Here is a 15,044-nt window from a genome sequence, read left to right as displayed (position 1 = left end):
AGATCTACATCATTCTAAAGAATAATATTTTCTTTATATTTTTTAGCTTGGAGCTTGTAACTTGGCGCTTTTTTAAGGCAATAGTTCCTTGTGCATTGTTACTTCAAATTCCGCAACATGATGTGGTTTTCCATCATTAAAGAACTCTACAATGTAAGGCGTATTGCAATGAGCATCAAAAGTTACCTGATCGTACCACTTTTCGATAAAAGTGATTCTATTTGGCTCATCGATACATTGATTCAACTCGTAACGAATGCATCCACCCTCTTGCGAAGTCATTGGAATTAATGCGTGTAAGTTCTGAATCAACTGATCTACTTCTCCCTCTTTAGCTATAAATTTGGCAATACACACCAACTGTGTTTCGTTTCTTTTGATTTCCATTTGTGTATAATTTTGTATCGGTATATTTTCGATCAAACTTAAGGATTTTAGTAGAAAGGATAGCCATTTGTATAAACAAAATTAAGCTTTAGACTTTGATCATACCGCGGTACTCTGCACCTTTGTCTAAATTTAAATTACATCGCCACAAAGACTACGCTGCTCTGCAGCTTATCTTTTTTAAATGAAACACAAGGTGCAGCGCACCGAAATATTTATAGCCAATCATTTCCATTATCGACATAGGTACAGAGTACCGTAGCCTCGAATAGAAACCATTAAGTCAATTTTTACACACAAAAAATGCCGTCCCAAACGGAACGGCATCATATATTGATCTAATTAATATCGATTAAAAAATACCAGGGATTCCCGGTAGCTGTCCAACCAATGCAAGTGAAACAACACAAACAATAAACATTGCGCCAGGAATAATCAATTTCTCTTTCAAACTTAACTCGGCGGCACGCTCGCTATCACCAATCAATCCCATATTGTCAAGCAACATGGTGAATGCCCATCCGAAAACAGGATTAACGAAAGCACATGCAAAGATACAAGTACCCGCACTTAGTGAATCTTTGTGCTTGCGAACCATTTGCATACCCGCCTCAAGCAATGGCAAGAATACACCTACGATTAAGGCTACACGCAGAACTGGTTCCCACATGGCTAAATCCATAGGATATCCAAATACCGAAGCCAACACACAAAGCAAAGCAGTTAAGATTGCTCCACCTGGAATAGGACGCTTGGCAATTGCAGCAGGAATCATATATGTTCCCCACGATGATGCAATATTACCACCACCTAAAGCAGTACCAATCATCTGACGAACTGATGCTACTGTCATGGTATCATCCACATCCATCAATACATTCTTCGCTTTTTTAGGATAATTCAACTCCTGGAATACACGGTGACCCAAATAATCTGGCGACCACATCGCTACAGCAAGAATTGCAAAAGGAATAACAGCAACAAAGTGACCGAAATTTGGTAGACCCAATTGCCATCCTGTATCTTCTCCCCACCACCACATTGGGTTCATGTGAGGTAATCCTGGCTTGGTTGTAAATGCAAAATCGGCACCCAATGCAAAGGCAACAATACCTGCAATAGCCGAACACAATGGAATAGCCAACCAACGCTTGTTGATCTTAGCCAAGTATGCATAAATTAAAATGGTAATTCCAATTACAGCAAAGGACACATATCCTATATCGCCAGCCGAAGCCCAGGCTTCCAACTTTGTAATCTGACTAAGCAGACCAACTGCTCCCAGATATATTAAGAGTCCTCCACGAACTCCTACACCCGTTAGTTTCATTAACATAGATCCACCTTTTGTGATACTTAAGGCAAGACCAAATACACCAATTAAAATACCCAGCGCGAGCGGATGACCACCTGCGGCGGCAATAATCGGAATCAGCGGAATCATAGGACCGTGTGTACCAGCAAGGTTGGCATTCGGATTTAAGATGGCTGAAAATAGAAGTACGAAAATACCTCCGGCAATTAACAATTCGTAACGAACGTTTTCCGCAACGAATTCAGGTGATAAACCGAACTGTGTTGCAAATACGGCAACCATGGCAGTTACCATTACCACTTTTCCAATGGTAGCGGCTAATGCAGGCACCCAATCTTCCAATTCAATATTGAAATCTCTAAATGGTAAATGAACCCTCCATCTTTTGAAATTCATGATGGTCAATTCGTGCTCCAGGTACTCTTCTCTACTCGAGAATTCCTTGGATTTCTTACGCTTGGATTGGTAAGAATTTTGGTTTTCTTTTGTCATTTTATGAGTTTTTTGTTTTACAAACCCCTATTCAGCTACCTACGCGTTTTCAGGGGCAAAAAATCGCCGTAAAACTAAAAAAATTAAGCATGTATGCAAACAGTCAAAAGCTGTATAACAATTAATTGTACAAGCCATTTATCACTGCAAACTCAAACCATAAAAGACAGAATATTTTTAAGATCAATAGCAACAAATCTTAGCATATAGATATCTTACTTGGACGATAAATTGCAATTTAATTAGTAGAAGAACTTCCTCACAATAAAAATACAAGATAATAAACTCTTCTTTTATACTACACCCTACCTAGCAACTTGAATATTACGTTTACTTTACTTCTCTCCAACGCATAGTTTGAACAGACATTTCTGACAAATGCAATCGATAGAATTTAGAGAGAGACTAAATTAGGTAAGTCCCCAGTGTCAATAATCATTCGTGATTTTAGATTGCTTTAAAATAACCTATGATATTTCATTTAACAGTTAATTAAATTGTGATAATGTTGTGCTTTGCATAAATTCGAATTTACATTCAAAATCCTGGCTACAAATTAATAAAGCACATGAAAAAATTTATTTTCAGAACAATTAAGACTTTTTGTATTCTTATAGTGGCTATTCTTGCAATATTTTATTTCGTACAAGAGAAGTTAATTTTCTTCCCACAAAAATTCAATAAAAATTATCAACATACATCTGAAATTAATTTCGAAGAAATTCAAATTAAAACCGAAGATTTCAAAACACTTCACGGGCTCTTATTTAAAAGTAAAGAATCAAAAGGATTGATATTTTATCTACATGGTAATGCAGGCTCAATCTATAGGTCGGAGCTTGTAGCAAAAACCTATACCGACCTGAATTATGATGTATTCATGCTCGACTACAGAGGCTTTGGTAAAAGTGATGGATCAATTCAAAATCAGGCTCAAATATTCTCTGATGCTCAATTAGCCTATAATCTAATTAAAGAAAGATACAGTGAAACCAAAATTAGTATTATGGGCTTCTCAATTGGATCTGGAATAGCCACTTATCTAGCTAGTACCAACAAACCTAACTTATTGATATTACAAGCTCCATATCTAAGTTTAACAGACATGATGAAAAGAAGATATCCATACCTGCCAACATTTTTATTAAAATACAAGTTTCGAACTGATAGGTTCATAAAAAATTGCAGTATGCCAATTGTAATTTTCCACAGTACAGATGACCTTGTTATTCCCTATGAATCATCAATTCTTCTTAGAGAAATAATTAAACCAACTGATAGGTTAATTACTCTTAAAAGAGCAGGTCACAATGGAATTAATAATAACTCGAAATTCAAAACCGAAATAAAAAATATACTAAACTAGTTATTTGATTTACCATGAAATACAGAATTAAAAACACAAAAATTACAATTATTATTCTTGCCATTTATCAGATACTTGGAGGTTTAGCTGGCTTATGAATTACTAGTTGGCTATTACTAAATACGCAAAACATCAGTGGTGGAGCTCTCCTTATTTTTATAACAGCTATATTTCTATACTATTTCTCAATAAAATGCGGAAGTATCTTATTGCGATATGAATATAAAAGAGGATTGATTTATTCAATGATACACCAAGCATTGCAAATTATAGGAATTGGATTTGGAGGATATGCCTATACATATTCCTCTGGTGGAAAACTGATCTTTGGTCCTGATTTCACAAACGGAATAAACTTCAGGTTTGATTTTGCGCTTGCATCTCAATTTAATTTCTCGATCAATATTGCTGATAAAGTTTATTTCTTATATGTAAATATCTTAGCCCTGTTTTTACTGTATCTGTTTTGGGATTTGTATAAGGAAATAATTCTCGGCAAAGAGAAAGAATCCACTCCACCTAAGGAGAAAACCGAAATCTATGAAAAATTTGTAATTTAAAAAACCAAATTAAAACCCGCCAAAATAAATCAAAAAGGGTGGCAATTTAAATATGAACAAATAGAAGACATTTTATGAATTAACGGCTACCAACACTAAACATTCACTAAAAAGAAAACCCATTGAAAAATATTTTCCAATGGGTTCTTGTATAAGGCTTTATTACATTCCTAATATCCAAAGTATAAATTACTCTCCGATAATGGATAGAATAATTGTATTATTTTCTAGCTCTAATCTGGCTAAAGCCGATATTTAGTGCTTTCTGAAGATAGCGAATGCATTTCATGGAGTTCGATAAAATTACGACTCAATGTTAGCTATCATTCAAATATAAATTAATACATAATTCTAAAAGTATGTTTCTTAAGAAACATTCTTTATATTTATCATTATATTACATTTAATTAATCAACACTTTAACTACCATATCAATCAAACTAAAAATGAAATTAAAATATCTTACTTTGTTCCTTTCGTTCTTTCTACTTTTTGCTTGTGGAAAAGAAGATGATCCGGAAAGTAAAATTTCTATAGATTTTACCTATAGAACTATGAATGATCGAGTAATTCTTGACGCAAGCAAATCCTCATCAGAAGTATCTAAAAATCTAAAATTCCAATGGAAATCAACCGATCCTGATATTTACATTAATCGTAGTAATGAAATACAATCTTATTTTACATTTCCCGATAGAAATACCAGTTCTGAGGTTGAAATAAATTTGATAATTGATGATGGTCATTCTAATAAAAAACTTCAAAAAAGCATTAATATTTCTGCCTTTAATGACCACATTATTGAATGGGGATTAGGTACACAATCAATAAATAGATTAAGTAATGATGTAGATTATGAATGGTACATTGATCAGGCAACTACTGGTAAATACAACTATGAAAACTGCGGACCTTCTTGTGTAAATATGGCTCTAAAATGGGTTAATAAAGATTGGAACAAAACCGCGGAAGATGCAAGAGCCAAATACCATCCAGATGGTGGTTGGTGGTATACTAGTGATATAATCGAATATCTTTTAAACAATGGAGCAAGCGTCTCCACCATTCATTTTGACTCTTACAAAGATTTAGTATACCATCTAAATAAAGGTGATATTGCGATTCTTTGTCTTGATATGCACCATGTTAGTTCAGAACAAAACCAGGATCATCGAATCGACAAATATTATCAAACATCACCAGATTGGGGACATTTTATTATTGTAAAAGGATATCGTTATACCGATACAAGAAATTATTTTGAGGCCTATGATCCAAATAGTTGGGGAGCCAGATATTCCGACAATAGCTATAAAGGTGTTAATCGTTATTATAGAACTGATGACATAAGCAGAGCTTCAAATAACTGGTGGAAGTATGCCATTATTGTACACAAAACAGCCGGAGGTACTAAAGCTGGTATTGATCCGAAAACCATCGAACATGCATGGGGAAGATAAACACAGTTAAATTACAAACCCATCTGAATAATTAATTCGATGGGTTTGTTTAAATTATAATGTTGCACTAGTACCGCTTATTATTTTCTAGCTCTAATCTGGCTAAAGCCAATATTTAGTGCTTTTTGGAAATAGCGAATGCTTTTCATCTCTTTGCTATTAACAATAGACAAAGAAACACCTTCTTTACCTGCACGAGCAGTACGTCCGCTGCGGTGAGTGTAGTATTCTTCCTTATCAGGCAACTGGTAATGTACCACAAATGCCAAATCTACCACATCAATTCCACGTGCAGCCAAATCGGTAGCTACCAAGACTCTAAGTTTTTCGCCTTTAAAAGCACGCATCACCTTGTTTCTTTCAATCTGCTTTAAATCTCCGTGAATGGCATCTGCTTTTACTTTTTGCGCCTGCAATTGCTGATTCAACTTGATAGCCATTTCTTTCGTTTTGCAAAACACAACACCTCTGGCTTTGGTATCTGCCTTCAAAAACTGCATCAATACAGAAAGCTTCTCTACATCATCGCAAAGCACAAACTGGTGTTTGATATTTTTATTCACCACATTTCTACCACTAACCTCAATTTTGTGAGCTTTTGGAGAAAATTGACGCTTGATAATTTGCTTGATTCCATCGGGCATGGTCGCCGAAAACAACCACTTGTTCTCAACATTCGACAAATAAGTTAAAATTTCGTTTAACTGATCCTTAAATCCCATACTCAACATCTCATCCGCCTCATCCAAAACAACGGTTTTCACATGAGTCAAATCAACTGCCTTGCGTTTTACCAAATCGATTAAACGACCAGGAGTAGCCACAATAATTTGAGTAGGACGACGCAATGCGCTAATCTGCTTCTCTATCGGCTCACCTCCATAAACACATTCGGTAAAAACCTTATCGGTATATTTGGTGAATTTAAACAATTGCTTGGCAATCTGTAATCCCAATTCTCGAGTAGGACAAAGAATTAATCCTTGTACCTTATCCGACTTAGGGCTAATTCTGTGAAGTAATGGCAATCCAAATGCAGCAGTTTTACCTGTACCTGTTTGTGCCTGACCAATTAAATCGGTATTTGCATTCATTAAAACCGAAATAACTTCTGATTGTATTTGTGTAGGCTCAATAATATTTAGATCATTCAATCCCTTAACAAGATTCTTACTGATGCCCAGTTCTTTAAAATTTTTCACGACTCTTCATTTAAAATGATGCGCAAAGATAAGCGAAACAATTCAATATTAGGACTGAATAAATGGTAAATGCAAAAGAATGAGTAATACTAAAGAATAAAACTAAAAATAACTTACTGAAATAATCTTCTTTCATCTTCATTTTCGATCTCCATTTCCTGAAGAAGGGTGATTTTATATGGAAAATTCTTCCCAATAATATACAAGGTAATAAACCACGGAATGAACCAAAAAAAATCTTTTGTAATTAAGTAAGCCAATAAAGAGGCAACTCCTGCCATACATGCTAAGAATATGCTAAAAAAATATGCTTTTCTAAACTTTTTTAACTTTTCCTCTAAATCCTCTAACAGCTTAATGTAACTAACTCTACTTCGATACAATAATTCTGCAGCTAGTAATATACCTGTAATTAAAGTTAATCCTAAAACATTTATAACAAAACCGAATGAAATAGCACTTTTAAAAGGAAAGTTAAGTTCATTGTGAATAATATACACTCCCAGAACAAACTGAATACAAATGGCAATGCTAAAAAGCACTAATAATCCCAACATTGTCTTTTCGACAAGTTTTTTCATCTCTTTCATAACGAATTGAAGTAATAAAAATACTGATATTATAGTGGGATAATACAAGTATAAGAAGATCAAATAGGAATACCGTAGGGAAACAGATGTATCAAACTTAAATTATAGTTTTTTAACACTCAAACGTTTGCGGAATTATCATATATTCAATGTTAATCCTTTGTTAAACATTAGTCCACTTCTTGTCATTTAAGTATAAATATGTAGTTTTGAAATTGAATAATGCACTCAAAATATGCAAACAAAGAAATTTGGACATATTATCATGATCTTTCTTCTGCTAATCTCAACGGCAGGAGTGAGTATCAATAAGCATTATTCCGGAGGCGAACTCTACTCCTCTGCTATTTTTGTTGATGCAGATTCATGTTGTGAAAATCCATGTGGCTGTTGCGATGAAAAATCGGAACACCTTAAAGTTGAAGCAGATTATTTAGCTTCTTCTTTCGATTTATCGGAAGTGGCACAATTGGATTTATTGTTTTCAAGTATTCCTTTACTGATAGATTTTGAAAGCACTCAACTGATCACCAATAATTTTATTCTTGAGGACACCTCTCCTCCTTCACTGCCCGATTTGTGCATCTTGAATCAGGTTTTTCGTTTATGATTTTTTGAATTTATGTGGGCTTTACTTTTAATTCTGTAGGCTCATTGTGTTTATTTTTTTTGGTTTATCCAATAATAACACCTCACCCTAACCCTCTCCTACAGGAGAGGGAAGCATATAGGACAAAATATTGAACTACTCCCCTTCGCCTTTAGGAGAAGGGGTTGGGGGATGAGGTCCAATTCAAAGAATCATGCTAAACAAGACAATCAAATTCTTTTTAGAGAATAAGCTGATTACGACCATACTATTAGTTGTATTCATTACCTGGGGATTGATTACATCACCATTCCCATGGAAAATTGATTTTCTTCCTAAAGATCCAGTGGCAGTTGATGCCATTCCGGATATTGGAGAGAATCAACAAATTGTATTTACAAAATGGATGGGGCGCTCACCTCAAGACATAGAGGATCAGATCACCTATCCTTTAACAACATCATTACTGGGGATCCCGGGAGTGAAGACCATTCGATCTTCCTCCATGTTTGGATTTTCGAGCATCTACATCATTTTCGATGATGAGATCGAATTCTATTGGAGTAGATCCAGAATACTGGAAAAGCTGAATTCCTTACCTCAAAACCTTTTGCCAACGGATGTGCAGCCTACTCTTGGACCCGATGCTACAGCTCTTGGACAGATCTTCTGGTACACACTGGAAGGAAGAACTCCCGATGGTGAAGTAACAGGTGGTTGGGATTTACAGGAACTCCGGAGTATTCAGGATTTTCAGGTGAAATATGCGCTGGCATCTGCAAGTGGCGTTTCCGAAGTAGCTTCCATAGGTGGATTTGTAAAAGAATACCAGGTTGATGTAGATCCTACAGCTATGCAAGCTCATGGTGTCAACCTCATGCAAATTATGAATGCTGTGAAGAAATCCAATTTGGATATTGGTGCGCGAACCATAGAAATCAATCAGGCAGAATACTTTGTACGTGGAATAGGTTACGTAAAAAAACTATCGGATATCGAAGAGGCGGTGGTTAGCATGAGCGATAATACACCGGTTCGCATTCGCGATGTTGCCAAAGTAAACTATGGACCATCTGACAGGCGTGGTGCACTCGATAAAATGGGTGCCGAGGTAGTTGGTGGCGTTGTGGTTGCCCGTTATGGAGCCAATCCTTTGGAAGTAATCAATAATGTGAAAGCAAAAATCGAGGAGTTATCGGTTGGACTTCCCCAGAAGGAATTGGACGATGGAACCATTTCACAACTAACAGTAGTTCCTTTTTACGATAGAACTCAATTGATATATGAAACCTTGGGAACACTGGAAAGTGCACTCACATTGGAAATCATTATCACCATCATAGTCATCATTATTATGGTGATGAATTTACGCGCAAGTATTCTGATTTCTTCGCTCATCCCAATAGCTGTTCTGATGACATTTATTGCGATGCGATATTTCCATGTTGATGCAAATATTGTTGCCCTTTCGGGGATTGCCATTGCCATAGGAACCATTGTTGATGTGGGAATTGTGCTCTCCGAAAATATGATCAGGCATTTAGATCTTAATAAATCGAAGAGAAACATTCGTGAAGTAATTTATGAAGCAACTATAGAGGTAGCTCCAGCAGTTATTACAGCTGTGCTTACAACCATTGTGAGCTTTATTCCTGTGTTTTCGATGGAAGCGGCAGAAGGAAAACTATTCCGACCATTGGCTTTTACCAAAACCTTTGTTCTCTTTTCAGCCTTAGCGGTTGCCATTATTATTTTACCTGCCATGGCTCATTGGTTGTTTTCGATTCGCACCAAAAAAAGAAACATTAAGTTAGCATCGAATGCCTTACTAATTTTAGTAGGTATGTACACCCTATTTGCATTTTCGGCTTGGATAGGTATCACCCTGATTTTACTAGGAGGCATTAACCTTACGGCTCAATTTTACTCTAAGTATGAACGGAAATTGTTTTGGGCAAACCTTCTGGTAATTGCATTTGCAGTTTCCTTTCTGCTGGCTCGAGAATGGTTGCCATTAGGAGCTTCCAATTCTTTATTCTCGAACTTCTTATTTGTAATTTTAAGTATAGCTCTACTGTTGTCCGTATTTTTAGTTTTTATACGATTTTATCAACGAATCTTGAGCTGGGCACTTCAATACAAATTCATTTTCCTTTCCATTCCATCTTTTATAGTTCTTTGGGGAATAATCATTTGGTTAGGATTCGGAAACACCTTTGGTTTTGTAGCTCGTGGATTGGATAAAATCGGGATGAATATCACCTCAACTTCAATGTGGCAGAACATGTACCATAAATATCCAGGTATTGGTAAAGAGTTTATGCCTGCTTTGGATGAAGGCTCATTTCTATTGATGCCAACTTCGATGCCACATGCGGGAATAGAAGAGAACAAACGAGTTTTACGATTGCTGGATATGGCAGTAGCTGGTATCCCTGAAATTGATATGGTGGTTGGTAAACTAGGACGAGTTGAGTCCGCTCTTGATCCTGCGCCAATTTCCATGTACGAAAATGTAATTAATTATAAAAGTGAGTACAAAACCGATCAATATGGGAAACGAATTCGTTTTGCTGTAGATGATGAAGGCAATTATCTGAAAGATAAAAAGGGTGAGTTAATCCCAGATGATTTCGGAGAATTTTATCGTCAGTGGAGAGATCACATTCAATCACCCGATGACATATGGCAAGAGATTGTGAATGCAACAAAGATTCCAGGTGTTACATCTGCGCCTAAATTGCAACCTATTGAAACCCGACTGGTGATGTTGCAAACCGGAATGCGAGCACCAATTGGAATTAAAGTATCAGGAAACAACTTGAAACAGATTGAAGGTTTTGGTCTGCAACTAGAAAAACTTGTAAAAGACATTCCTGGCGTAAATGATGCCTCTGTTTTTGCTGAACGCATGGTTGGAAAACCTTATTTGGAGATTCATATCGACAGAACAGCCATTGCTCGTTATGGCATTCAGGTTGAAGATGTACAAAAACATCTTTCGGTTGCCATTGGTGGCATGACTTTGACCAATTCGGTTGAAGGTCGTGAACGTTATCCAATACGAGTTCGTTACCCTAGAGAATTAAGGAACGATCCTGACATGCTCCAAAAAATATTGATTCCAACTACAAGGGGCAATTCAGTTCCATTACAGGATTTGGCAAAAATTGAATATGTACAGGGTCCTCAGGTCATAAAAAGTGAGAATACCTTCCAGGTTGGATATGTAATCTTCGACAAAGAGGAAGGCTATTCTGAAGTAGATATTGTTGAAGCTACTCAGGAATATATCGCTGATAAAATTGATCAGGGTGAGCTGAAAGTTCCAGCTGGAATCAGTTATCAATTCACAGGAAACTACGAAAATCAGATTAGAGCTGAGAAACGGCTAGGAATTGTTATTCCTGTTGTGCTCATCATCATTTTCCTAATTCTGTATTTCCAATTTAGAGGTATTGCACCAACTCTTATGGTATTTAGCGGTATTGCCGTATCATTTGCAGGTGGCTTTATCATGATATGGTTGTACAGTCAGGGATGGTTCCTTAATTTTTCAATTTTCGATATCAATCTGCAAGAACTCTTTCAGGTTCATCCAATATATCTAAGTGTTGCAGTTTGGGTTGGCTTTATTGCTCTATTTGGTATCGCTACCGATGATGGTGTTATTATGGCATCCTATCTGGAACAGGTATTCAAAAAGAACAAACCTAAGACCAAAGCTGACATCCGCAAATCGGTAATTGAAGCAGGATCAAAACGAATCAGACCTTGTTTGATGACCACTGCAACTACACTATTGGCATTGTTACCAATTTTAACATCAACCGGACGAGGTGCCGATGTAATGATACCAATGGCTATTCCAGCCTTTGGAGGTATGGCAATTGAATTAATTACTCTCTTTGTTGTTCCCGTTTTGTATTCCATGTACAAGGAATTTCAATTGAAAAAAGAAGGAGGTTTGTCATGAGATATTCTATAATAATTGTAATTATCAGTTTCTTGAGCTTGCAATCTTCTGCTCAGGAAGGATATCCAGAATTGCAGAAATACATTGAGTTTGCAATTGAAAATAATCCAAATTTAAAAGCAATGGATTTGAAATATCAGCAAGCACTAGAGAGAGTTCCACAGGCAAAGGCATTGCCGGATCCAACATTCTCGGCTGGCATTTTTATACAGCCAATTGAGACAAGAGTTGGAGCTCAAAAAGCAAAATTATCCATTTCTCAGATGTTTCCCTGGTTTGGCACTTTAAATGCAAAAGAGCAGCAAGCAAGTCTGCAAGCACATGCTGTTTACCTGAAATATCTGGATGCAAAATCAGCCTTGGAAATGAAAGTAACCAATGCATGGTTAGATTTGATTCTTACTGATAGAAAGATCCATTTTACTCAAAAAAGAGTTGAAATTCTGGGTGTATTGGAAAAGCAAAGTTTGAGTCGCTACGAAAGCAATCAGACCGATATGGTGAACGTCTTATACATTCAGATGCTAAAAGAAGAATTGATTTCAAAATTGGAATTGTTCAAAGATAAACGTGAAACACAACTTGTTGCATTCAATCAATTGTTGAATAGAGATCAGAAGACCGGAGTAATTACACCAAGTGATGATTCATTTCTGATTTCATCCGCAATTAATATGAACGATACTAATTTCTCAAATCACAACAGGATTAATTCTTGGAACAAACTTGTGGAATCAGCACAATATGCAGAAAAAGCATCCAAGCTAAATGGACTGCCAAAACTAGGACTGGGTTTAGATTACGCTATTCTTTCTAAACGATCGGACATGGATCTTGCAGACAACGGACAAGATGCAATTATGCCAATGATATCTGTAAGTATTCCTATTTTCAGGAAGAAGTACAAAGCAGCAATAAAAGTTACTCAACTGCGACAAGTACAGTTTGAAGAAGAAAAGCAAGCTGAATTGAATCAATTGGTTTTGGAAAAACAAAAGGCTTTTGAGTTGTACAAATCTGGATTAAGAGATACTGAACTGTATCAAAACCTGCTAATCAAAGCCAAACAATCCTATGAGATTTTATCAAGTAGTTACGAAAGCTCAACCAAAAGGTACGAGGAGGTTTTAAATATGCAGCAGAAGATTTGGATTTACGAACAAAAGCAAATTGAAGCGCAAATCAAGGTTCAGAAAAGTTTAGCACAATTCAAATATCTAGACGCCAATCAAAGTCTGGAAAAGTCGAACAGTCAAAAGGTCAAATAGTCCAATCTTGGAACTTGAGGCTTGAAACTTAAAATATAAAAAATGAAAAACATATTAGAATTCATATCAGAAAACTGGCAGCAAAAACTAATCGTACTGATTGTAGGATTATTGCTGGGCTGGTTATTGTTTGGAGGAAGTGCTGAAACACCTCATCAGCATGAAGGACATGATCACGAGAAAGAATCAGTAGAAGCAAGTGTTTGGACTTGTTCAATGCATCCGCAAATTCAACAACCAAATGAAGGCGATTGCCCAATTTGTGGGATGGATTTAATTCCACTGGACAATTCATCAGGAAGCTCATCTCCAGCTGTAATTAAAATGAATGAAACAGCTATGAAACTTGCCAATGTTCAAACCACGAGAATTGAAAGTGGCAAAAGCAGTATGGAGATAATCCTAAATGGAAAGGTGACTATTGATGAACGTAAAATCAGTTCACAAGCCATCCACTTCGATGGTAGAATTGAAAAGCTCCTAGTCAATTTTGAGGGTGAAAAAGTTTACAAAGGACAAACTCTGGCAAAAGTGTACGCTCCTAAACTAATTAGTGCCCAACAAGAATTATTACAAGCACTAAAAACTAAGGATACGTATCCGGAGTTGGTAAAAGCTGCCGAGCAGAAATTAAACTACTGGAAGCTGACTAATGATGAGATCAATCAAATAAAAGAGAATGGAAAACCAAGTGAATATTTCGAAATTAAAGCGGATGTTTCCGGTTATGTGATCAAACGAAACATAGCTGAAGGCTCTTATGCTAAAGCAGGTAGCATTCTGTTTGAAATAGCTGACCTTAATAAAGTTTGGATTGAATTTGATGCCTATGAGAAAGATCTTGGATTCATAAAGAAAGGTGATGAAATTGAGTTTACCGTTTCGGCTTTTCCTTCTCAGGTCTTCAATTCTATCATCACTTATATCGATCCGATAATTGATCCAAAAAAGCGTGTGGTAAAGCTTAGAACTGAAACAAATAACACAAAAAATTTGCTTAAGCCGGAGATGTTTGCATCTGGAATTGTTTATGCCGACATGCAACATACTCACGAAGCCCTTGTTATTCCTAAATCATCTGTAATGTGGACAGGGAAGCGATCGGTTGCCTATGTAAAAGTTGATGGTGGATTTGAAATGCGCGAAGTTGAACTGGGTGAATCATTGGGTGAATCTTACATCTTAAAAGAAGGAATTGAAGAAGGTGAAGAAGTGGTTAGCAAAGGTACATTTACGATAGATGCAGCCGCCCAGTTAAATAACAAATACAGCATGATGAATCGTCCGGGAAGTGAGCCAGGAGCACCACAATTACAACAGTATGTTACCGAGAATTTCTCTGCTAAATTGAAGTCTTTGCTACATTCCTACCTGAAAATGAAAGACATTATGGTGGAAACCAAGGCAAAGGAAAGTAATGATGCAGCCAAACTGGTCATGAAGGCATTAATGCAGATGGAACCTTCAAAGGTGAATATAAAAGGGAAAACACTCAAGTTTTGGAAGGAAAAGTATGAAATGCTTCACGTTCACCTAGCTGACATTGTAAAAAACAGTGATATGGAATTGCAGAGAAAAGCATTTAAACCTTTTAATGAGGTATTGATTGCCAGCATCAAATCATTGGGAACTGGTGAAGAAAAGATTTACATCCAATACTGTCCAATGGCTGATAACGATACGGGAGGATATTGGTTAAGTCTGGAAGAGAAAATTATGAATCCATATTTTGGAGATATGATGCTTCATTGTGGTGAAGTTACTGACACTCTCGTTAAAGTCTTACCAAAACAAAATCACCAGGGGCACAGACATTAATCAAGTAATAATTATTAAATA

The 15,044-nt window shown here is 36.4% G+C and carries 11 protein-coding genes; 7 read left to right on the top strand and 4 right to left on the bottom strand.

All coding sequences use genetic code 11. The annotated features are described in order from the left end of the window. Nucleotides 1-72 precede the first annotated feature (72 nt). Together GCQ56_RS06470 and GCQ56_RS06465 are read right to left on the bottom strand one after the other, a co-directional pair. The gene (locus GCQ56_RS06470) at nucleotides 73-387 is read right to left on the bottom strand and encodes a putative quinol monooxygenase (RefSeq protein ID WP_152733604.1); all 315 of its coding nucleotides are present in this window, start codon (nucleotides 385-387) and stop codon (nucleotides 73-75) included. Nucleotides 388-739: 352 nt separating this feature from the next. After that, entirely contained in the window at nucleotides 740-2,194 is a 1,455-nt protein-coding gene (locus GCQ56_RS06465; protein WP_152733603.1) for a DUF3360 family protein, read from the bottom strand. 568 nt (nucleotides 2,195-2,762) lie between these two features. On the opposite strand from GCQ56_RS06465, the gene GCQ56_RS06460 reads away from it, so the two are divergent. The 3 genes from GCQ56_RS06460 (at nucleotide 2,763) to GCQ56_RS06450 (ending at nucleotide 5,580) form a co-directional block, all read left to right on the top strand. After that, the gene (locus GCQ56_RS06460) at nucleotides 2,763-3,560 is read left to right on the top strand and encodes an alpha/beta hydrolase (RefSeq protein ID WP_152733602.1); all 798 of its coding nucleotides are present in this window, start codon (nucleotides 2,763-2,765) and stop codon (nucleotides 3,558-3,560) included. Nucleotides 3,561-3,805: 245 nt separating this feature from the next. Beyond that, a complete protein-coding gene (locus GCQ56_RS06455; protein ID WP_152733601.1) occupies nucleotides 3,806-4,120 on the top strand; it encodes a hypothetical protein in 315 nt (104 codons plus the stop codon). Nucleotides 4,121-4,566: 446 nt separating this feature from the next. Beyond that, the gene (locus GCQ56_RS06450) at nucleotides 4,567-5,580 is read left to right on the top strand and encodes a C39 family peptidase (protein ID WP_152733600.1); all 1,014 of its coding nucleotides are present in this window, start codon (nucleotides 4,567-4,569) and stop codon (nucleotides 5,578-5,580) included. Between the two features lie 80 nt (nucleotides 5,581-5,660). Here the strand turns inward: GCQ56_RS06450 and GCQ56_RS06445 are convergent, their stop codons facing one another. After that, nucleotides 5,661-6,782 carry a DEAD/DEAH box helicase gene (locus GCQ56_RS06445; RefSeq protein ID WP_299993303.1) on the bottom strand — a complete coding sequence of 374 codons (1,122 nt, stop codon included), beginning with the start codon at nucleotides 6,780-6,782 and terminating at the stop codon, nucleotides 5,661-5,663. 113 nt (nucleotides 6,783-6,895) lie between these two features. Beyond that, on the bottom strand, nucleotides 6,896-7,372 hold the full coding sequence (locus GCQ56_RS06440; RefSeq protein WP_152733599.1) for a hypothetical protein: 477 nt from the start codon (nucleotides 7,370-7,372) through the stop codon (nucleotides 6,896-6,898). Nucleotides 7,373-7,607: 235 nt separating this feature from the next. Here GCQ56_RS06440 and GCQ56_RS06435 point away from each other — a divergent pair, with 235 nt between their 5' ends. The 4 genes from GCQ56_RS06435 to GCQ56_RS06420 all read left to right on the top strand — a co-directional run bounded on the left by GCQ56_RS06435 (nucleotide 7,608) and on the right by GCQ56_RS06420 (nucleotide 15,023). Further along, nucleotides 7,608-7,982, top strand: coding sequence for an HYC_CC_PP family protein (locus GCQ56_RS06435; protein ID WP_152733598.1), 375 nt, complete (start codon nucleotides 7,608-7,610; stop codon nucleotides 7,980-7,982). 193 nt (nucleotides 7,983-8,175) lie between these two features. Then, nucleotides 8,176-11,937 (top strand): efflux RND transporter permease subunit, encoded by a 3,762-nt coding sequence (locus GCQ56_RS06430; RefSeq protein ID WP_152733597.1) that lies wholly within the window; start codon nucleotides 8,176-8,178, stop codon nucleotides 11,935-11,937. Beyond that, the gene (locus GCQ56_RS06425) at nucleotides 11,934-13,205 is read left to right on the top strand and encodes a TolC family protein (RefSeq protein ID WP_152733596.1); all 1,272 of its coding nucleotides are present in this window, start codon (nucleotides 11,934-11,936) and stop codon (nucleotides 13,203-13,205) included. Before GCQ56_RS06430 ends, GCQ56_RS06425 begins: the two co-directional genes overlap by 4 nt. 42 nt (nucleotides 13,206-13,247) lie before the next feature. Beyond that, nucleotides 13,248-15,023, top strand: coding sequence for an efflux RND transporter periplasmic adaptor subunit (locus GCQ56_RS06420; RefSeq protein WP_152733595.1), 1,776 nt, complete (start codon nucleotides 13,248-13,250; stop codon nucleotides 15,021-15,023). Nucleotides 15,024-15,044: the final 21 nt, after the last annotated feature.

Source organism: Marinifilum sp. N1E240 (genome assembly GCF_009295825.1).
In the GTDB taxonomy this organism is placed as follows: Bacteria; Bacteroidota; Bacteroidia; order Bacteroidales; family Marinifilaceae; genus Marinifilum_A; species Marinifilum_A sediminis.
The sequence above is the reverse complement of the archived record's forward strand: the minus strand, read 5'-3'. Positions and strand labels throughout refer to the sequence as shown.

Coding starts and splice junctions, on each gene's coding strand:
- GCQ56_RS06420 (WP_152733595.1), top strand. CDS start 13,248: ATGAAAAACATATTAGAATTCATATCAGAAAACTGGCAGCAAAAACTA.
- GCQ56_RS06425 (WP_152733596.1), top strand. CDS start 11,934: ATGAGATATTCTATAATAATTGTAATTATCAGTTTCTTGAGCTTGCAA.
- GCQ56_RS06455 (WP_152733601.1), top strand. CDS start 3,806: ATGATACACCAAGCATTGCAAATTATAGGAATTGGATTTGGAGGATAT.
- GCQ56_RS06470 (WP_152733604.1), bottom strand. CDS start 387: ATGGAAATCAAAAGAAACGAAACACAGTTGGTGTGTATTGCCAAATTT.
- GCQ56_RS06435 (WP_152733598.1), top strand. CDS start 7,608: ATGCAAACAAAGAAATTTGGACATATTATCATGATCTTTCTTCTGCTA.
- GCQ56_RS06465 (WP_152733603.1), bottom strand. CDS start 2,194: ATGACAAAAGAAAACCAAAATTCTTACCAATCCAAGCGTAAGAAATCC.
- GCQ56_RS06430 (WP_152733597.1), top strand. CDS start 8,176: ATGCTAAACAAGACAATCAAATTCTTTTTAGAGAATAAGCTGATTACG.
- GCQ56_RS06460 (WP_152733602.1), top strand. CDS start 2,763: ATGAAAAAATTTATTTTCAGAACAATTAAGACTTTTTGTATTCTTATA.
- GCQ56_RS06440 (WP_152733599.1), bottom strand. CDS start 7,372: ATGAAAGAGATGAAAAAACTTGTCGAAAAGACAATGTTGGGATTATTA.
- GCQ56_RS06450 (WP_152733600.1), top strand. CDS start 4,567: ATGAAATTAAAATATCTTACTTTGTTCCTTTCGTTCTTTCTACTTTTT.